At 68.4% G+C, this 18032-nt stretch carries 19 protein-coding genes; 15 read left to right on the top strand and 4 right to left on the bottom strand.

Annotated features, from left to right (window positions below; genetic code table 11):
• Positions 1-456: 456 nt before the first annotated feature.
• The 4 genes from WAL33_RS11460 (at position 457) to WAL33_RS11445 (ending at position 8068) form a co-directional block, all read left to right on the top strand.
• A complete protein-coding gene (locus WAL33_RS11460) occupies positions 457-2790 on the top strand; it encodes a TonB-dependent receptor (protein WP_422181501.1) in 2334 nt (777 codons plus the stop codon).
• A 98-nt stretch (positions 2791-2888) separates the two neighbouring features.
• Positions 2889-3572: a Fe2+-dependent dioxygenase gene (locus tag WAL33_RS11455; protein ID WP_422181499.1), complete on the top strand. Its 684-nt coding sequence runs from the start codon at positions 2889-2891 to the stop codon at positions 3570-3572.
• A gap of 87 nt (positions 3573-3659) precedes the next feature.
• A complete protein-coding gene (locus tag WAL33_RS11450; RefSeq protein WP_422181497.1) occupies positions 3660-6347 on the top strand; it encodes a PAS domain S-box protein in 2688 nt (895 codons plus the stop codon).
• A gap of 62 nt (positions 6348-6409) precedes the next feature.
• The gene (locus WAL33_RS11445; RefSeq protein ID WP_422181495.1) at positions 6410-8068 is read left to right on the top strand and encodes an MFS transporter; all 1659 of its coding nucleotides are present in this window, start codon (positions 6410-6412) and stop codon (positions 8066-8068) included.
• A gap of 46 nt (positions 8069-8114) precedes the next feature.
• On the opposite strand, the gene WAL33_RS11440 is transcribed toward WAL33_RS11445, so the two are convergent.
• Complete coding sequence (locus WAL33_RS11440; protein ID WP_422181493.1) at positions 8115-9011, bottom strand: NAD(P)-dependent oxidoreductase; 897 nt, start codon at positions 9009-9011, stop codon at positions 8115-8117.
• 146 nt (positions 9012-9157) lie between these two features.
• On the opposite strand from WAL33_RS11440, the gene WAL33_RS11435 reads away from it, so the two are divergent.
• The 6 genes from WAL33_RS11435 (at position 9158) to WAL33_RS11410 (ending at position 13924) form a co-directional block, all read left to right on the top strand.
• On the top strand, positions 9158-9700 hold the full coding sequence (locus WAL33_RS11435; protein ID WP_422181491.1) for a (2Fe-2S)-binding protein: 543 nt from the start codon (positions 9158-9160) through the stop codon (positions 9698-9700).
• Positions 9697-11883 carry a molybdopterin cofactor-binding domain-containing protein gene (locus WAL33_RS11430; protein ID WP_422181489.1) on the top strand — a complete coding sequence of 729 codons (2187 nt, stop codon included), beginning with the start codon at positions 9697-9699 and terminating at the stop codon, positions 11881-11883. Before WAL33_RS11435 ends, WAL33_RS11430 begins: the two co-directional genes overlap by 4 nt.
• Positions 11884-12017: 134 nt before the next feature.
• Positions 12018-12725 carry a response regulator transcription factor gene (locus tag WAL33_RS11425; protein ID WP_422181487.1) on the top strand — a complete coding sequence of 236 codons (708 nt, stop codon included), beginning with the start codon at positions 12018-12020 and terminating at the stop codon, positions 12723-12725.
• A 72-nt stretch (positions 12726-12797) separates the two neighbouring features.
• A complete protein-coding gene (locus WAL33_RS11420) occupies positions 12798-13145 on the top strand; it encodes a hypothetical protein (RefSeq protein ID WP_422181485.1) in 348 nt (115 codons plus the stop codon).
• A gap of 64 nt (positions 13146-13209) precedes the next feature.
• Entirely contained in the window at positions 13210-13434 is a 225-nt protein-coding gene (locus WAL33_RS11415) for a hypothetical protein (protein WP_422181483.1), read from the top strand.
• Between the two features lie 52 nt (positions 13435-13486).
• Positions 13487-13924, top strand: coding sequence for a hypothetical protein (locus tag WAL33_RS11410; protein WP_422181481.1), 438 nt, complete (start codon positions 13487-13489; stop codon positions 13922-13924).
• Positions 13925-13941: 17 nt separating this feature from the next.
• Here the strand turns inward: WAL33_RS11410 and WAL33_RS11405 are convergent, their stop codons facing one another.
• Positions 13942-14547, bottom strand: coding sequence for a nucleotidyltransferase family protein (locus WAL33_RS11405; protein WP_422181479.1), 606 nt, complete (start codon positions 14545-14547; stop codon positions 13942-13944).
• Between the two features lie 29 nt (positions 14548-14576).
• On the opposite strand from WAL33_RS11405, the gene moaA reads away from it, so the two are divergent.
• The 5 genes from moaA (at position 14577) to moaC (ending at position 17423) form a co-directional block, all read left to right on the top strand.
• Positions 14577-15623, top strand: coding sequence for a GTP 3',8-cyclase MoaA (gene moaA / locus WAL33_RS11400; RefSeq protein ID WP_422181477.1), 1047 nt, complete (start codon positions 14577-14579; stop codon positions 15621-15623).
• 2 nt (positions 15624-15625) lie between these two features.
• Positions 15626-15865, top strand: a complete 240-nt coding sequence (locus tag WAL33_RS11395; protein WP_422181475.1) for a MoaD/ThiS family protein — start codon at positions 15626-15628, stop codon at positions 15863-15865.
• Positions 15862-16317: a molybdenum cofactor biosynthesis protein MoaE gene (locus WAL33_RS11390; protein ID WP_422181473.1), complete on the top strand. Its 456-nt coding sequence runs from the start codon at positions 15862-15864 to the stop codon at positions 16315-16317. Before WAL33_RS11395 ends, WAL33_RS11390 begins: the two co-directional genes overlap by 4 nt.
• A 70-nt stretch (positions 16318-16387) precedes the next feature.
• Complete coding sequence (gene moaB, locus WAL33_RS11385; RefSeq protein WP_422181471.1) at positions 16388-16939, top strand: molybdenum cofactor biosynthesis protein B; 552 nt, start codon at positions 16388-16390, stop codon at positions 16937-16939.
• Between the two features lie 13 nt (positions 16940-16952).
• Positions 16953-17423, top strand: a complete 471-nt coding sequence (gene moaC, locus WAL33_RS11380) for a cyclic pyranopterin monophosphate synthase MoaC (protein WP_422181469.1) — start codon at positions 16953-16955, stop codon at positions 17421-17423.
• 143 nt (positions 17424-17566) lie between these two features.
• Here the strand turns inward: moaC and WAL33_RS11375 are convergent, their stop codons facing one another.
• Positions 17567-17824, bottom strand: coding sequence for a hypothetical protein (locus tag WAL33_RS11375; RefSeq protein WP_422181467.1), 258 nt, complete (start codon positions 17822-17824; stop codon positions 17567-17569).
• Positions 17821-18032: XdhC family protein (locus WAL33_RS11370; RefSeq protein WP_422181465.1), on the bottom strand; the 212-nt coding region annotated here is incomplete at its 5' end. The genes WAL33_RS11370 and WAL33_RS11375, both read right to left, overlap by 4 nt.

Here is an 18032-nt window from a genome sequence, read left to right as displayed (position 1 = left end):
CGTCAAACCTCACGTCTCTGGAGCCGGTCGGGCCTGGAACACAAAAACGACGTGGCGTGAGGGCCGGCTTGGCGGCAGGCGAGCGGTGACAGGCTCGCGGTCCGGGACCAGGCTTCGTTGACCTGGCCCGCCCGTCGGAGGCTTCAAGGCGGCGAGGCCCTAACAGGGCTCAGCGCCGCAGGCTTCCGGATAACGGCCGCGCGGAGCGATCGGGCTTCGTCGAAACGGTATTCTTATTCAAACTCCGGACGGTGTCCGGCGCTCCGCGTCCCTTTCCACACCTTCAGCGGTGATCCGCATGAAGCCGCGAAATTGCGCCCAAGGCTGGGGCGTACGGTCAAGATCGCGCATTTCTGCAAATGATTATCATTGCACCTTAGCAACGCCCCAGCTAAGAACGCGTCGCAATTACGACAAAGGGCCGCGCTCCTCCGACGGCTCGCTGGGGTTTCAAACATGCAAAAGACTTCCAAGCCCGTCGCCGCCGGCGTTCGCAGTCAAGCCCGCAGCGCGCTGGGCGTCGCCGCCGTCGCGGGTTTGGCCGGCCTGTCCATGGCCCCGGCGGCCTTCGCCGCGCCGAACGCCGAAGCGCCGGTCGCCACGGCCGACGCCGCCACCACCGAACTGTCGGGGGTCAAGGTCGACGGCAAGCGCAGCAACACCGAGGTCCAGTCGCCCAAGCTGACCGCGGCGCTGGTCGACACGCCCAAGGCCATTACGATCATCCCCCGCAAGATCATCGAGCAGACCGCCGCCACCTCGCTGCAGGACATCCTGCGCACCTCGCCGGGCATCACCTTCGGGGCGGGCGAGGGCGGCCAGCCGCTGGCCGACCGTCCGTTCATCCGCGGCCAGGCTTCCGGCAACAACATCTTCGTCGACGGCCTGCGCGACAGCGGCGGCCAGACCCGCGAGGTGTTCAATCTCGAGCAGGTGGAAGTCGTGAAGGGGCCGGACAGCGCCTATAGCGGCCGTGGTTCGGGCGGCGGCAGCATCAACCTGACCTCCAAGACCCCCAAAGCCGATGACTTCGCCACCGGCGCGCTGGCGGTCGGCACCGACGAATATGTCCGCGCTACCGTGGACCTGAACCACCAGATCAACGACGGCGTCGCCGTGCGCCTGAACCTGCTGGGCACGCAAGGCAACACGCCCGGCCGCAAGGCGGTGGACTTCGACCGCTGGGGGGTCGCCCCGTCGATCGCCTTCGGCCTGAACGGCCCGACCCAGCTGGTGGCGAGCTACTACCACCTCGACGGCGACAACATGCCCGACTACGGCCTGCCGCTGTTCACCAAGGTGCCGAGCCAGCCGCGCGACGCCTCGGGCATCCTCAAGGTCGATCGCGACAGCTTCTACGGCCTGAAGTCGCGCGACTACCAGAAGACCAAGGCCGACATCGCCACCTTGGCGTTCGACCACCAGATCAGCGAGAACCTCGGCGTCCGCCAGGTGCTGCGTTATTCCAAGAGCCTGAACGACTACATCCTGACCAACCCCGGCGACGCGGGTCCGGCTCAGCTGCTCAACGGCGTCTGGTGGATGAAGCGCGGCACCAAGACCCGCTGGAACCCAACCACCACCGTCGCCGCGATCACCGACCTGCACGGCAAGGCCGTGACCGGCGGGGTCGAGCACAGCTTCGACGTCGGCCTGGAGCTGAGCCGCGAGAAGAACCTGAACGCCACCTATTCGACCTTCACGACCGGTGGTTCGTCGTGCCCGACCGGCTATGTCTGGACCGGCTCCTTCAAGGCCAATCTGGGCGAGGGCGATTGCACCAACGTCTTCGCGCCGAACGCCGACGATCCGTGGACCGGCGTCGTCAACCGTAGCCCGGCCAATTACAACATTAGCAAGACGGCGGCGCTCTACGCCTTCGACACTCTCAAGTTCGGCGACAAGTGGCTGCTGAACCTGGGCGTTCGCCACGACAACTACCAGACCTTGGGCCACGACTACACGTCGACCCAGGCCAGCGGCGTTTTCACCGCGACCGCGATCACCCATCGCAAGGCCGAGTGGAACTTCACCAACTACCAGGCCGGCCTGGTCTATAAGCCGACCCAGGACAGCAGTCTCTACGTCTCCTACGGCACCGCCTCGACCCCGCCGGGCGTCTCGGCCGGCGACCAGAACAGCAACGGCACTAACGGCACGGGCAATCTGGCCAACACCGTGCTGGAGCCGGAAGACAGCGAGAGCTTCGAGCTGGGCGCCAAGGTCAATGTGTTCGACGACGCCCTGGCCCTGTCGGCGGCGCTGTTCAAGACCACCCGCAAGAACGCCCAAATCCAGATCGACTCGGGCGTCTACGCTCAGGTCGGCGAGACCCAGGTCCAAGGCGTCGAGCTGGGGGTGTCCGGCAACATCACGCCCAAGTGGCAGGCGTTCGGCGGCTACACCTACATGGACAGCGAGCTGGTCCGGGGCGCCTATAACGGCGTCAACCAGGGCGATACGCTGGCCAACACGCCGGAACACACCTTCAGCCTGTTCTCGACCTACCGCGTGACGCGTCCCTTGTCGCTGGGCGGCGGGGCCTACTATGTGTCCAAGACCTTCGGCGGCAACCAGGGCGGGGCCGGCGGGGGCGCCAACGGGGTCTATCTGCCGTCCTACTGGCGCTACGACGCCTTCGTCAGCTATGCGGTCAACGCCAAGGTCGATCTGCAGCTCAACATCCAGAACCTGACCGACGAGCGCTATTTCACCAAGACCAATGGCGTGCACCACGCCGACCCGGCTCCCGGCCGGCAGGCGATCCTGACCTTGAACGTCAAGTACTGATCCTCTCCCTCCCCGGAGTTTGATCGTCAGACGTTCGAGCGCGTCGTCCGGGAGCGGCCCCTCCCGGACGACGCCGCAGTTCTGCTAGGAGTAGGGTCATGATGATCCAGATCCCCGATGTCCTGACGCCCGACGAGGTCGCCCACTGCCGGGCCGTGCTCGACGCGGCCGAATGGACCGACGGCAACGCCACCTCGGGCTTCCAGGCGGCGATGGCCAAGAACAACCAGCAGCTGCCGCAGGAGGGAGCGGCGGCCCGCGAGATCGGGGCGGTCATCGTCCAGGCCCTGCAGGCCAATCCGCTGTTCGTCTCGGCCGCCCTGCCGCGCACGATCCTGCCGCCGCTGTTCAACCGCTACGGCGTCGGCATGGGCTTCGCCGACCATGTCGACAACTCGATCCGCCGTGATCCCTCGACCGGTCAACCGCTGCGCGCCGACCTGTCGATCACGGTCTTCCTCAACGATCCCGAGACCTATGACGGGGGCGACCTGGTGGTCGAGGACACCTATGGCAGCCACATGGTCAAGCTGGCCGCCGGCGCGGCGATCCTCTATCCGTCCTCCAGCCTGCACCACGTCACCGAAGTGACGCGCGGCGTTCGCACCGCGGGCTTCTTCTGGATCCAGAGCCTGGTGCGCGACGACGCCAGGCGCGCCTTGCTGCTGGACATGGACGTGGCGATCCAGCGCCTGTCGGGCGCCGTCGGGATCACCGATCCTTCCGTGCTGTCGCTGACCGGGACCTATCACAACCTTCTGCGGATGTGGGCCGAGGTTTAACGCACGGTCGGCGAACAATGATCGCTGACGCCAACCATAAGTTTACTCTTCCCCTTCACCATCCGGCCTCCGCCCCCTGGAGCCGCGATGACCTCGCCCCCCAAATCCCCACGATTGAGCGACGCCGAAAGCGCGCAATGGTTCTTTGACCATTCGCACGATCTGTTCGCCGTGGTGGTGAAAGGACGGTTCGCCACGGTCAATCCGGCCTGGACCCGGGTGACGGGCTGGACCCGCCGGGACCTGATCGGACAACCGGCCCTGCGCTTCGTGCATCCGGAATCCCACCAGGACTTCATCGAGACCCAGGCCCTGATCCGCGCCTCGGGCGAGGCCCTCAACAGTCTCAAGGTGATCTGCAAGACCGGCGGCTGGGTGTGGCTGGAGGGGCACTCGCGTTTGGGGCCCAACGGCGAAATGGTCGGCGCCCTGCGGGACGTCACCGCCGACATGGCCCGCCGCGCCGAGATCGCCGCCGCCCGCCAGACCCGGGAACTTCTGGCCTCCTCGGCCGGCATCGGCGTCTGGAGCTACGAGCCGCACGATCAGAAGATTGAATGGTCGCGCGACATCTTCGCCGCCACCGGTCTGGAGCCCGAGGACGTGGCCCAGCCCGAAAAGTTCTGGGAGCATCTCGATCCGGGCGAGCGCGAAGCCCTGCGGGCGGCGTTCGACACCGCCGTGCGCACGGGCCAGGACGGAACGATCGAGCACCGTCTGCGCGGCGCCCGCGACCAATGGTTCACCTACCGCGCCACCTTCCGCACCGAGCCGCGCGCCGACGGGTTGTTCGCCCTGAAGGGCATTTCCCAGAACGTCACCGACGTGGCCCGCACCCGCGACGCGGCGGTCTGGAGTGAACGCCAGACTCGCCGCCTGGTCGAGGAAGCTCCGTTCGCCGTGGCGCTCTACGATCGCGATCTGCGCCTGCAGGTGGTCAGCCCCCGCTTCCTGGAGACCTTCCAGGCCACCGAGGCGGGGGTCATCGGCCGCACCTTGCAGGACTTGACCTCCGGGACCCGCAAGCGCTTCGTCCGGGCCGTCCAGCGCGCCTTGGCCGGTGAGACGCTGGTGCGGCGCGAGGACCAGTTGCGCGACGGTCTCGGCCGCAGGCGCACCCTGCGCTGGGAGGCGCGCCCTTGGCGCGACGCCCAGGGGGAGATCGTCGGCGTCATCACCTATATGGACGATGTCACGGCCCTGTCGGAGGCGCGTCGCGAGGCGCGGGCCAACGCTCGGCGGCTGCGGGTCGCCCTGGGCGCGGCCCAGGCCGGGGTCTACGAGATCGACCATGCAGGCAAGGGCTTCTGGGGCTCGCCGGAGTTCCATCGCATCCTGGGCCGCCGGGTCACCTATGAAGACGTGCGCAGCGCCGTCTGGCCTATGATCCACCCCGACGACGTCACGGCGGTCTACGAGGCCGCCGCGGAATGGCGCCGCCACCAGGATGATGGTCTCAGCTCCCGGGGCCGCTCGTTCGACGCGCGGGTGGTCACGCCCGAGGGCGACGAGCGCTGGATCCGCATCTTCCACGAGGTGCGCCAGGACGCGAGCGGACGAGTCCGCAAGGCGTTTGGCCTGGTCCTCGACATCGACGACAAGAAGCGCGCCGAGCTGGCTCTGGTCGAGGCCGAGCGCGCCGCCCAGGCGGCCAACGACGCCAAGGCTCAGTTCCTGGCCAATATGAGCCACGAGATCCGCACGCCCATGAACGGGGTGCTGGGGGTCATGCACCTGCTCAAGCGCGCGAACCTGCCGGGCGAGGCCGACCACTTGCTGGGCGAGGCCCTGGCCTGCGGCCGCATGCTGTCGACCCTGCTGGACGACGTGATCGACTTCTCGCGGATCGAGGCCGGGCGACTGGACGTGACCCACGAGGCGGTCGATCCCAGCGAGCTGGCCGCGAGCGTGGCGCGGCTGCTGCGCGCCCAGGCCGAGCACAAGGGCCTGGAGCTGCGGGTCGACGCCCCCGACGTGGGCTTGATCCTGACCGACCCCAGCCGCCTGCGTCAGGCGCTGTTCAACCTGGTGGGCAACGCCGTGAAGTTCACCCTGGCCGGCTCGGTGACCCTGAGGGTCCGCCGCCTGGACGGAGACGCGCCGCGCATCGCCTTCGAAGTGATCGACACCGGAGTCGGCATCGCCGCCGAGGCCCAGGCGCGGCTGTTCGAACGTTTCCAGCAGGCCGACGCCAGCACCACCCGACGGTTTGGTGGATCGGGCCTGGGTCTGGCCATCACCCGACGCCTGGCCCAGATGATGGGCGGGGAGGTCGACTTCACCTCTCGCGAGGGTCTCGGCTCGACCTTCCTGCTGACCATCGCCGCGCCGCCGGCCGAGAGCCGCAAGGTCGAGGCCGAAATGGCCGACGGCCTGTTGCAGGGTCTGAAGGTCCTGGTGGTCGAGGACAACGCGACCAACCGTCTGGTCGCCCGCCGCATCCTCGAGCAGCTGGGCGCCAAGGTCGAAACGGCCGAGGATGGGCTGGACGGGGTGACCACGGCGGCGCGGGGCTTCGACCTGATCCTGATGGATGTGCAGATGCCCGGCATCGACGGACTGGAAGCCGCTCGCCGCATCCGCAACCTGCCGGGACCCGCCGCCCGCACCCCGATCATCGCCCTGACCGCCAACGTCCTGTCGCACCAGCGCGCCGCCTATCTGGCCGCGGGCATGGACGGCGTCGCCGCCAAGCCGATCTCTCCCGCCGCCCTGGTCGGCGAGATCATCCGGTTGGCGGGCGGCGAAGTCGACGAAGCCGCGGCCGTGGCCTAGGGCCTTCCCCACCCGCCTGAAACCACGCTAAGCATTCCCCAAGAACTTGGGGAAACCAACGCATGACGGTCCAGGACCAGGGCGAGGACCGCGCGTCGATGCGCACGGTGGTGGCGGCGTCGTCCGCGGGCACCGCCTTCGAGTGGTACGACTTCTTCATCTTCGGCAGCCTGGCCCAGGTGATTTCCAAGACCTTCTTCACCGGCCTGTCCGACACGGCCGGTTACGTCGCCGCCCTGGCCCTGTTCGGGGTGGGCTTCGCGTTCCGGCCCTTGGGGGCCCTGGTGTTCGGCAAGATCGGCGACCAGGCCGGGCGCAAGGGGGCGTTCCTGGCCACGGTGCTGCTGATGGGCGGCGCCACCTTCGCCATCGCCCTGCTGCCCACCTATCAGCAGGCGGGAATCATCTCGCCGATCCTGCTGATCATCCTGCGCTGCGTTCAGGGCTTCGCCCTGGGCGGCGAGTACGGCGGGGCGGCGATCTACGTGGCCGAGCATTCGCCGCCGCACCAGCGCGGCCGCTCGACCGCCTGGGTCCAGAGCTCGGCGTCGCTGGGTCTGTTCGCGGCGCTGCTGGTCATCCTGGTGACCCGCTGGGCCCTGGGCCAGAGCGCCGCGCCCGGCGCTTTCGACGCCTGGGGCTGGCGCATCCCCTTCGCCGTTTCGATCGGTCTGCTGGTGGTCTCGGTGTGGATGCGCCTGAAGCTCAGCGAAAGCCCGACCTTCGCCCGGATGAAGGAAGAGGGCGCGGCGTCCAAGGCGCCCTATGCCGAGGCCTTCGGCGAATGGAAGAACCTGAAGCTGGTGCTGCTGGCCTTCTTCGCCGTCATGTCGGCCCAGGGCGCGGTCTGGTACACGACCTTCTTCTACATCCAGACCTTCATGGAGAAGTTCCTCAAGATCGCGCCGGGCGTGATCAACGGCCTGATGATGGCCGCCGCCGCGGTCAGCGCGGTGCTCTATGTCGTGTTCGGCGCCCTGTCGGACAGGATCGGCCGCAAGCCGGTGATGCTGGGCGGCATGGTGCTGGCGCTGGCGTTCTACTTCCCCGGCTTCCACCTGCTGGAGCGCGCCGCCAACCCGGCCCTAGCCGAGGCCTCGGCCCGCGCGCCGGTCACGGTCACGGCCGACCCCAAGGACTGCGCCCTGCAATTCGACCCCATCGGCAAGGCCGCCTTCGTCTCGTCCTGCGACATCGCCAAGAGCGCCTTGGCCAACGCCGGGATCTCCTACGCCAACCAAGCCGGCCCCGCGGGCTCGCCGGCCGTGGTCCAGATCGGCGAGACGCGGATCGTGTCGCAAAGCGCCAAGGGCCTGCCGGCCAAGGACGCCAAGGCGGTGAAGTTCGCCGGCGAGGCCGCGATAAAGGCCGCCCTGGCCCAGGCCGGCTATCCGGCCACGGCCGACCCGGCGCGGATGAACTGGTGGGGGGTGTTCGGCGTGCTGATGGTGTTCGTGGTCGGCGCCACCGCCCTGTACGGACCGCTGGCCGCGGCCCTGGTCGAGCTGTTCCCGACCCAGGTGCGCTACACCGCCCTGTCGCTGCCCTATCACATCGGCACGGGCTGGATCGGCGGCTTCGTGCCGTTCAGCGCCTTCGCCATCGTGGCGGCGGTCGGCGACATCTACGCCGGGCTCTGGTACCCGGTGCTCTTCACCCTGATCAGCGTGCTGACGACCCTGTTCCTGCTGCCCGAGACCAAGGACCGGGCGCTGGACTGATCTGTCGATGATCCGGCCGTCCCGGCGCGAGCCGGGATGAGCGGAGTCAGGAAGCCGGCGCCGCCATCAGCACTTCAACGCCGACAGACGCGGCCGCCAAGACCTGGATCAGCGCCGGATCGACGGGGGTCACGATAAGCCGGACGATCTGCCGGCCCTCCTTGGCCAGCTCGACCAGTCTCTCGGCGGTGACCTCGGCGGGGCTCAACCGCTGTGCGTCGCGGCGGGCCATGGTCATGACGTCGGGATCGGCGCGTTCGTCGGCGATCAGCACATCGGCCGCCCCCAGGGCCCTGAGCGCGCGCAGCGTCAACAGGTCCGAAGGGCCCTTGCCGGCGATGAACCGCACCTTGCCCTCCCGGCCGACGCCCTTGGCCAGGGCCTGGCGGAACAGCTGGTCGGCCTTCTCCATGTCGCCCGCCATGGCCGCCTGAGCGGCCTCGCCGGCCACGGCGTCGCGCAGAAAGGCCCGCCGCTCGTGCAGGGCGGGCAGGGCGGCGCGCACCTCGTCCTGGAACTTGCGCAGCAAGGCCGCCACCCGGCCCGAGCCTTCCGGGACCTGGGCCTCGATGTCGTTGCGCAGCTTGGTGGCCAGGGTCGGCGAGGCGCCGCCGGTGCCGATGGCCAACACCACCTCGCCGCGGTCGATCACCGCCGGGGTGTTGAAATCGCTCATCTCGGGCTTGTCGACGACGTTGACCAGCACCCGCGCCGCCCGCGCCGCGCTGGCCGCCGCCTGCAGGAAGACCTCGTCGTCGCCGGCCACGAAGGCCAGTATCGCGCCGGAATAGGTTCCCGCCAGGAAAGCGGCGTGACCATCGACCCGCACCAGGGTCGCCGGCGATCCGTCGAACAACCGCGCCTTGTTGTCGGCGGCCTCGCCGCTGCCGGCGATCACGACCTTGCGGCCGGCCAGGGGGAAATAGGCGGGGAAGGAATCCAAGGCGCGGGCCCTCAAGGCAAGTAACGAACGGCATGGCCAGGCTAGCCTGCCTGAACCAAGAATTCACTGGCGGGTTTCGGTCTGAGCAGTGTTAGATTTCGCCGAGCGGACCTTCGAACCCGCTTTTCCTCGGGAGGCGAAAGCCCATGGCGCAGACCCTGGACATCAATGGCAAGGCGGTGGTGGTCAAGGCCGACCCGCAAACGCCCCTGCTGTGGGTTCTGCGCGACGAGTTGGGCCTGACCGGCGCCAAGTTCGGCTGCGGCATGGCCCAGTGCGGGGCCTGCACGGTTCACGTCAACGGCGACCCGGTGCGGTCCTGCGTAATGCCGATCGCGGCCCTGTCGGGCGCGAAGATCGTCACCATCGAAAGCCTGGGCGGCCAGCACCCGCTGCAGCAGGCTTGGGTCAAGCACGACGTGCCGCAGTGCGGCTACTGCCAGTCGGGTCAGATCATGTCGGCCGCGGCGCTGCTGGCCCAGACCAAATCGCCCAGCGACGAGGACATCGACAACGCCATGAGCGGCAACATCTGTCGCTGCGGCGCCTACCAGCGCATCCGCGCCGCCATCAAGGACGCCGCCGGCCTGGTCGCGGCCCCGATGGTGGCCGCGCCCGCCGCGTCGAACGATGTCGATGGCGAGATCGCCGCCGCCTCGGGCTCGACCGGCCGGGAGAAGAGCCAATGAGCGGGCTGATCCAAAAACTGCAGCGTCAAGAGGGCGTCAGCCGTCGCGACGTGGTGGTGGGCGCGACGCTGGTCGGCGGGGCCCTGCTGGTCGGCTGTTCACCGGCCGACCTGATGAGCGCCGGCTCCAAGGTCGAGCCCGGGGCCTTCGGGCCGTTCATCCAGTTCGATCCGGACGGCGCGGTCACGGTGCTGTCCAAGCATATCGAGTTCGGCCAGGGCAATCACGCGGGTCTGGCGGCCATCGTCGCCGAGGAGCTGGACGCCGACTGGAGCCGGGTCAAGGTCGTCCATGCCCCGGCCAACGCCAAGCTCTACGGCAACACCACGGCCGGCATCCAGTTGACGGGCGGCTCGTCGGCGATCTCCAATTCCTGGGAGCAGCTGCGCAAGGCCGGAGCCGGCGCGCGGGCGATGTTCGTCCAGGCGGCGGCGACCCGATGGAACGTCCCGGTCGACCAGATCACCGTCAGGGACGGGGTGGTCAGCGGGGGCGGCAAGAGCGCGGGGTTCGGCGACCTGATCGCGGACGCCGCCAAGGTGACGCCGCCGGAGAACCCGACCCTGAAGGATCCCAAGACCTTCACCCTGATCGGCACCGACCGGGTGCGTCGCAAGGACAGCCTGATCAAGAGCAACGGGACCGCCCGCTACACCCAGGACGTCCAGTTGCCGGACATGCTGGTGGCGATGGTCGCCCACGCGCCGCGCTTCGGCGCCAGGGTGAAGAGCTTCAACGGCGACGACGCCAAGAAGGTGGCGGGCGTGGTCGACGTCTACGAGATCCCGACCGGGGTCGCGGTGGTCGCCGACACCACCTACGCCGCCCGCATGGGCCGCGAGGCGCTGAAGATCGAGTGGGACGAGGGCAAGGCCGAGACCCGAAGCTCGGCGACGATCGCCCAGCAGTGGCGCGACATCGCCGCCGGCAAGGGTCCCGCCGATCTACAGTGGCAGGCTTTCGACTCCAAGGGCGACGCGGCGGCCGCTTCGGCCGGAAAAGGCGCCCAGGTCTTCGAGACCACCTACGACTTCCCCTACCTGGCCCACGCCACCATGGAGCCGATGAACTGTGTGGCCATCGTCGACGGCGCCAAGGTCAAGCTGATCCATGGCTCCCAGGCCCAGACCCTGGACCAGATGAACGCGGCCAAGATCGTCAAGACCCTGCCCGGTTCGGTCGAGATCGAGACCCTGTTCGCCGGCGGCTCGTTCGGGCGGCGGGCCAATTTCCAGTCCGACTACGTGGCTGAATGCGTGACCATCGCCCAGAAGGTCGGCCACGGCCGACCGGTGAAGCTGATCTGGACCCGCGAGGACGACATGCGGGCCGGCTACTATCGGCCGCTGATCCATCATGCCGTGCGGGTGACGCTGGACAAGGACGGCTATCCGGCGACCTGGCGCCACCGGATCGTCACCCAGTCGATCATGAAGGGCTCGCCCGTGAAGGCGAAGGGGCCCGACCAGACCGCGATCGAAGGAGCGGCCGGCTCGCCCTATCTGAAGGCCACGCCGATCGTCGACGCCCAGTTGGCCCTGCCCGAAGGCGGCGTGCCGGTCCTGTGGTGGCGGTCGGTGGGCGCGACCCACACCGCCTTTGTGATGGAGCACACCATCGACCAGCTGGCGCTCAAGGCCGGCAAGGATCCGATCGCGTATCGTCGGGCGCTCTACGCCAAGGCGGGCGCCCACCGCCACCTCGCGGCTCTGAACCTGGCGGTCGAAAAGGCCGGTCCGGCCGCCGCCGCTGGGTTCACGCGGGGCGTGGCGGTGCACGAGAGCTTCGGCTCGGTGGTCGCTCAGATCGCCGAGGTCAAGCTGATCGACGGCGAGCCTCGGGTCGGACGCGTGGTGACGGCGATCGACTGCGGCCTGGCGGTCGCGCCCGATCAAGTCGCGGCCCAGGTGGAGGGCGGCACCTGCTACGGCCTGTCGGCGGCGCTCTACGGCGAAATAACCCTGACGGACGGGCGGGTCGATCAGAGCAATTTCGACACCTATCGTGTGCTGAGGATGAACGAGGCGCCGACGGTCGAGACCCATATCGTGCCTTCCGGCAATCCCCCCAGCGGGGTGGGCGAGCCGGGCACGCCGGTCATAGGCCCAGCGGTGGCCAACGCCCTTCTGGCCCTGTCCAAGACCCCGACCAACCGCCTGCCCTTCGTTCGCGCCGAGACCTGACTGTCACGTGATCGGCAAATAAAGAGCATCCGACGCAGCGAAATTCGATGCGAGTTTGACACGATGCGCACTGTGAAGGCGCAATCAGTCAAGTCTTGCTGGACGTAAGGCGAGCCGCGAACCATTTTAGCGCCATGGTGGACTCCGGCGACAACCTGAGCTTCGAGCGGCTGACTCCTCGCGAGCGGGAGATTCTGCGACTCATCGCTCAACATCGACAGTCCAAGGAGATCGCCCGCCTGCTGCGGCTTTCACCCAAGACGGTCGAGATGCATGTGCTCAGCGCACGGCGTCGGCTGGCCGGCCTGAACCGTCGCGACGCCGCCCTGGCGTTCATCGCCTGGGAAGCCGACCCCGGTAATGACTACCGTAAGCAATCGGCTGAGCTAGCCACGGCCCGGTCAGAGGTTTCTTCTCGCTTCAACAGCGAGAGCAGCCATGACGAAACCTTCCACCACCAGCCCGAGCCCGGCCCCAGCTTTTTTCATCGCAAGCTGGCAGTCGCTGGAAGAGGGCCTGACCTTGATGGCGGGAACCCCGGAACGCGGCCGGCTGGTCTCGGAGACGGTTTCGGCGTTGCGCAAGGCGCAGGCGGCGGGCGATCCGCCGGGCAAGCTGCTCCTGAGGGTCCTGGCCGCGACGGCTTTCCTGGCGGACGACACGCCGCTTCGTATGGAAGGAGCTGGCGCGATGACCTGACTCCTTTGCAGTGGCTGGGCCTGATCCTCGCGGTCGCCACCCTGGGCGGAATCCTGCTCGGAACGGTGACGATGGGAGCCCACGAATTCCTCTACGCCCTTCAACGGTTCCGCGAGGGCTGGAGCCCGCCTCCGGCGCGCTGACGCCGAACTTCCAAAACCATTCCATCGACTTGAACGTGCGGGGGGCACCCGTGCGATCGGGAGAGTCATGCCATGAAACGCACCGAAGCCGCCCGAGCCGGCGCCGAAAAGCTGGCGCGCGCCGAAGCCGCGATTGACGCCGCCCTGCGCGAGACCGCGGAACTGATGGGCTTGCTGCCCTCCCTCAGGCTTGAGACCCGTCTCTCCGCGGTGATCGGACAGGAAGCCGTCGCCAATCTCGGCGAAACCCTGGCTCACATCGTTTCCGCGCGCCGGACGATCATCGAAACCCACAGCGCCCTGGCCACCGTACGCAGCCAGATCGGATGCGGCGCCCTGGCCATGGGTGATCTGGACAAGGGTCCGGAAGTTCCTCGCACCAGCGGGCTGCATTCCGTTCCCGGCGGCCTCGCCGCCTGAGTTCGGCCTCCCTTCGTTCGTCCACGGCGCAAGCCGTCCTTCGACCCATGAGAGATGACGTGCAATGAGCACCGCCCAGATCGTCCAGCCGCAGCAGGACTCCACGGCCGATGAACTGAACGAATTCCGTCGACACCTGCGCGCCCTCGGACCCGTGCAGCGCCGGATTCTGACGGTGCTGATGCCCCGGTTAGTCGCTCTCGATGAAGCCGGCGACGCCGACGGCGCCCTGAGCATCATCGAGGAGGTCAAGACCATCCTCTGGGAAGGTCGCCGAACCCGGCATTGACCATAAGGTCGCTTCTCTGGGATTCGCGTCTGAGGCATGGTGGCGCCCGACCTTGAAACCGGGCGCCATCGTTGTGCAAATTCACACACTCATTTCCCTGACCCTGGCCGTTCTGATCTGTGGGCTGGCGATGTGGCGCGGCGACCAGCCCGCGCGGTGGATTGGAGCGGCCTTTCTCGCCTCGTGGCTGGGCTCGCAGCTGATCAACCAGCGTGACAGCTCCAACGCCGACTACGGCCTTCTGGCGATCGACATCGCGACGCTGGTGGTCTTCGTCTGGATCTCGATGCGGACCCGACGGCTCTGGACGGTTCTGGTCTCGGCCTTCGCGGCGATCGTCGTCGCCTCCCACATCGCGGTCATGATCGATCTTCGGGTGACCATCAACACCTTGAAGGCCAGCATGGCGATATGGAGCTATGGCATTCTGGCGTGCATCGCGTTCGGGACCTGGACGGCCGGCCGCCGGCGCGATCACGCGCCGTCCTGACGGTCAGGCCTTGAGCTTCAGGCGAGGTCCTCGGGGCGATCGACGTCGAACAGCACGCCGGCGTCGGAGTTGTCGATCAGGGCCAATCGATCGCCCATCGCGGCCAGTATCTCCCGCGCGCCGACGTCGCCGCCCAGGGTTCGCAAGGCAGGGAAACAGGCCCTTCCGAACAGCACCGGATGACCGCGTCGTCCGGCGAAACGCGGCGCGACGGCGTCGACGTCCGGCGTGAGCGATCGGACCAGGTCCTGGGCCAGAGCGGGTTGAAGGCGCGGCATGTCGCCGAGAAAGACGAAAACACCGTCCGAGTCGGGCGGCAGGGCGTCGACGGCTGTCCGCAGGGATGATCCCATGCCCTCGGCGGCGTCGATCGCCACGACGATGTCGAGATCGTCCCCGCGGCCCAGCGATCCGGCATGGTCGCGAGCGATTTTGGCCAGGTCGAGGTCGCCGTCGGTGACCAGCAGCACCCGTCGCGCGGGGGCCGCGAAGGCCGCGTCGAGCGCGCCCGCCAGCAGGGGGCGGCCCTCGAACGGCGCGAGCAGCTTGCGTCCCCCAAACCGGCGACCGGCCCCGGCCGCCAGGATCACGGCGTCGCACCGCGTGCTTTCTCTTTCCGCCATGTCGTCCCGCGCCTATCCTATCCACCGACATGACGCCCTATGACGCCAGCCCCGCGCAAGCGGTCACCCGTTCTTCGCACCTGCCCAGCCGCTTGGTCGACGGTTTCGGCCGTGCGGTGACCTATTTGCGCGTCTCGGTCACCGACCGCTGCGACCTGCGCTGCACCTATTGCATGGCCGAGCACATGACCTTCCTGCCGAAGGCGGAGGTCCTGTCGCTGGAGGAGCTGGACCGCCTGGCCTCGGCCTTCGTGGGCCTGGGCGTGCGCAAGCTGCGGCTGACAGGCGGCGAGCCGCTGGTGCGCAAGGGGGTCATGACCCTGGTCGAGCGCCTGTCGCGGCATCTGGGTTCCGGCGCCCTGGACGAACTGACCCTGACCACCAACGGCACTCAACTGGCCGCCCATGCCGCCGACTTGGCGCGCCTGGGGGTGCGGCGGATCAATGTCTCGCTCGACACCCTCAAGCCCGACCTGTTCCGCAAGCTGACCCGGGGCGGGGACCTGGCCAAGGTTCTGGCCGGCGTCGACGCGGCCTTGGCGGCGGGCCTGAAGGTCAAGATCAACGCCGTGGCCCTCAGGCACGACAACGCCGAGGAACTGCCGGCCCTGATCCAGTGGGCTCACGGCCTGGGGGCCGACATGACGCTGATCGAGACCATGCCGTTGGGCGAGATCGACCAGGATCGCACCGATCAGTACCTGTCGCTGGCGGAGGTCCGCCGCGACCTGGCCGCGTTCTGGACGCTGACGGACCTGGCCTACGCCACCGGCGGTCCGGCGCGTTATGTCCGTGTCGAGGAGACCGGCGGGCGGCTGGGACTGATCACCCCGCTGAGCCACAATTTCTGCGAGGCCTGCAATCGGGTCCGCCTGACCTGCACCGGCACGCTGCACACGTGCCTGGGCCGCGACGACGCCAGCGACCTGCGGACGGTGATCCGCGGCGGGGCCGACGATGCGGACCTGGAGCGGGCGATCTTCGCGGCCATCGGCGCCAAGCCCCAAGGCCACGACTTCCACATCGACGGCGCGCGGCCGGCCGTGGCCCGCCACATGTCAACGACAGGCGGCTGACCATGGCGCGTGTGCTGCTGTTTGGACGCCTGGCCGACCAGGCCGGCTGGCGAGACCGCTCCATCGCGGCCGCCTCCCTGGCCGCCTTGCGCGACGTTCTGGCCGCCGACGATCCGGACCTGGCTGAAGCGTTGGACGGTCCCGGCGTCCAGGTGGCGGTCGACAAGGCCATCGTCCGGGGCGAGGCGGTCCTGGCGGCCGCGACCGAAGTGGCCTTCCTGCCGCCGATGAGCGGCGGATGACCACCTTTCCGTCCATCAGCCTGACCGGTCAGCCCTTCGAGCCCGGCGCCCTGCTGACCACCTTCTGCGCCGGCCGCGACGAGACCGGCGCGGTGGCCAGCTTCGTGGGCCTGGCGCGGGCCGAGCACGGCCAGGCCCGGATCCTGGAGCTGGAGGCCTATCCCGGCTTCACCGACGCGGCGATCGCTCAGTTCGCCGAGGACGCCAAGGTTCGCTTTTCGCTGGACGACTACCGGATCGTTCATCGCATCGGCCGCATCGCGCCCGGCGAGGCCGTCGTCTTCGTGGCCACGGCGGCCGGCCATCGCCGCGCCGCCTTCGAGGCCTGCGATTTCCTGATGGACTACCTCAAGAGCCGCGCGCCCTTCTGGAAGAAGGAGCACGGCCCGGACGGCGAGCGCTGGATCGAACCGACGGCTCAGGATAGGACCGACGCCGAGCGTTGGGACTAAAGCGTTTTCGAGCGACGTGGGCGCCGGTTCGCGTGAACAAGACGCGCGAGACGAACAAGGAGAGCGATCGATGTCGGCAGGTCTCACCCCGGGCGGCGGCATCCAGCCTGATTTGCCGTTCAGGCCGGTGCGCGTGGCGATCCTGACCGTTTCGGACACTCGCGACGAGGCCAGCGACACTTCCGGCCAGCTGCTGATCGACCGTGTGAAGACCGCCGGCCACGAATTTGCCGGCCGGGCGGTGGTCCGTGATGATGTCGAGAAAATCCGCCAGACCGTGCGCGCCTGGATCGCCGGCGGGCAGGTCGACGCCATCGTCAGCACCGGCGGCACGGGCCTGACCGGCCGCGACGTCACGGTCGAGGCCCTGGAGCCGCTGTTCGACAAGAAGATCGACGGCTTCTCGGTGGTGTTCCACCTGGTCAGCTACGCCTCGGTGGGCTTGTCGACCCTGCAGAGCCGCGCCACCGCCGGCCTGATCGACGGCGTGTTCGTGTTCTGCCTGCCGGGCAGCAACGGCGCGGTCAAGGACGGTTGGGACAAGGTCATCGCCGCCCAACTCGACAGCCGCCACAAGCCCTGCAACATGGTCGAACTCATGCCCCGACTCCTGGAGCAATAGGACTATTGGAACAGTGACCCGTCTGACCCACATCGACGACCAGGGCCGCGCCCGGATGGTCGACGTCTCCGACAAGACCGAGACCACCCGCGAGGCGGTCGCCGTGGGTTTCGTGCGGATGCGCCCCTCGACCCTCGAGCTGGCCGTCTCCGGAACCGGCCGCAAGGGCGACGTGCGCGCCGTGGCCGAGATCGCCGGGGTCATGGCGGCCAAGAAGACCGCCGACCTGATCCCGCTCTGCCATCCCCTGGCCCTGTCCAAGATCGAGGTCTCGGTCGAGCCGGCCGAGGGCGGGCTGGCGGTGATGGCCCGCGTCAAGCTGAAGGGCCAGACGGGCGTGGAGATGGAGGCCCTGACCGCCGTTTCGGTGGCCTGCCTGACGATCTACGACATGCTGAAGGCCGCCGAAAAGGGCATGGTCATCGAGACCGTGCGCCTGATCGAGAAGACCGGCGGCAAGTCGGGCGACTGGCGGGCGGAGTAGGGCCGCCGGATATCCGTCCGTGAAGCGAACCTCGTCCTTCGACAAGCTCAGGAGGAGGTCTACTGCGAGGCCTGCACAATGGTCCTCATCCTGAGCTTGTCGAAGGACGAGGACCACGCACCGGCTCTGACCGTCGATAGGTCCTACGGCTCCAGACCGGCGCGCGCCATCGCCAGCAGCCGGTCGCCGCCCTCCGGACCGGTGACGTCGATGCGCTCGAAATCCTCGCCCTGGACGCGGATGTCGGCGAACAACCCTTTGGGGTCCTCGTGGAAATGCAGGAAGGCCCGGGACTTCCGGTAGAAGACCCCACGCGCCTTTTCGGCCAGGCCGGGCAGCTCGCGGATCCGCGCGATCAGCGGCTCCAGCCGATCCAGCGCGTCCGGGCCCGCGTGTTTCATTCGAACCGCCGCGCCAGGGCCGGCTGGCCATGCCGCGTGGCCATGATCTCGCCGATAACCGCCACGGCCACCTCGAACGGCGCCTTGCCGCCGAGGTCGAGGCCGATGGGCGCGCGCAGCTTCTGAAGGTCGCGCTCGCCGACCCCGGCCGCCCGCAGCCGGTCCAGCCGTTCGCCCAGCCGCCGCCGCGCGCCCAGCAGGCCGACAT

It is taken from the genome of Caulobacter sp., from assembly GCF_049283275.1.
GTDB lineage: Bacteria > Pseudomonadota > Alphaproteobacteria > Caulobacterales > Caulobacteraceae > Caulobacter.
Note: the sequence above shows the minus strand (reverse complement) of the source record. Positions and strands in the feature narration are given on the sequence as shown.

Bases quoted from the DNA above. Each gene is read 5' to 3' on its own strand.
- WAL33_RS11460 (WP_422181501.1), top strand. From the start codon at position 457: ATGCAAAAGACTTCCAAGCCCGTCGCCGCCGGCGTTCGCAGTCAAGCC.
- WAL33_RS11455 (WP_422181499.1), top strand. From the start codon at position 2,889: ATGATGATCCAGATCCCCGATGTCCTGACGCCCGACGAGGTCGCCCAC.
- WAL33_RS11450 (WP_422181497.1), top strand. From the start codon at position 3,660: ATGACCTCGCCCCCCAAATCCCCACGATTGAGCGACGCCGAAAGCGCG.
- WAL33_RS11445 (WP_422181495.1), top strand. From the start codon at position 6,410: ATGACGGTCCAGGACCAGGGCGAGGACCGCGCGTCGATGCGCACGGTG.
- WAL33_RS11435 (WP_422181491.1), top strand. From the start codon at position 9,158: ATGGCGCAGACCCTGGACATCAATGGCAAGGCGGTGGTGGTCAAGGCC.
- WAL33_RS11430 (WP_422181489.1), top strand. From the start codon at position 9,697: ATGAGCGGGCTGATCCAAAAACTGCAGCGTCAAGAGGGCGTCAGCCGT.
- WAL33_RS11425 (WP_422181487.1), top strand. From the start codon at position 12,018: ATGGTGGACTCCGGCGACAACCTGAGCTTCGAGCGGCTGACTCCTCGC.
- WAL33_RS11420 (WP_422181485.1), top strand. From the start codon at position 12,798: ATGAAACGCACCGAAGCCGCCCGAGCCGGCGCCGAAAAGCTGGCGCGC.
- WAL33_RS11415 (WP_422181483.1), top strand. From the start codon at position 13,210: ATGAGCACCGCCCAGATCGTCCAGCCGCAGCAGGACTCCACGGCCGAT.
- WAL33_RS11405 (WP_422181479.1), bottom strand. From the start codon at position 14,547: ATGGCGGAAAGAGAAAGCACGCGGTGCGACGCCGTGATCCTGGCGGCC.
- moaA (WP_422181477.1), top strand. From the start codon at position 14,577: ATGACGCCCTATGACGCCAGCCCCGCGCAAGCGGTCACCCGTTCTTCG.
- WAL33_RS11395 (WP_422181475.1), top strand. From the start codon at position 15,626: ATGGCGCGTGTGCTGCTGTTTGGACGCCTGGCCGACCAGGCCGGCTGG.
- WAL33_RS11390 (WP_422181473.1), top strand. From the start codon at position 15,862: ATGACCACCTTTCCGTCCATCAGCCTGACCGGTCAGCCCTTCGAGCCC.
- moaB (WP_422181471.1), top strand. From the start codon at position 16,388: ATGTCGGCAGGTCTCACCCCGGGCGGCGGCATCCAGCCTGATTTGCCG.
- WAL33_RS11375 (WP_422181467.1), bottom strand. From the start codon at position 17,824: ATGAAACACGCGGGCCCGGACGCGCTGGATCGGCTGGAGCCGCTGATC.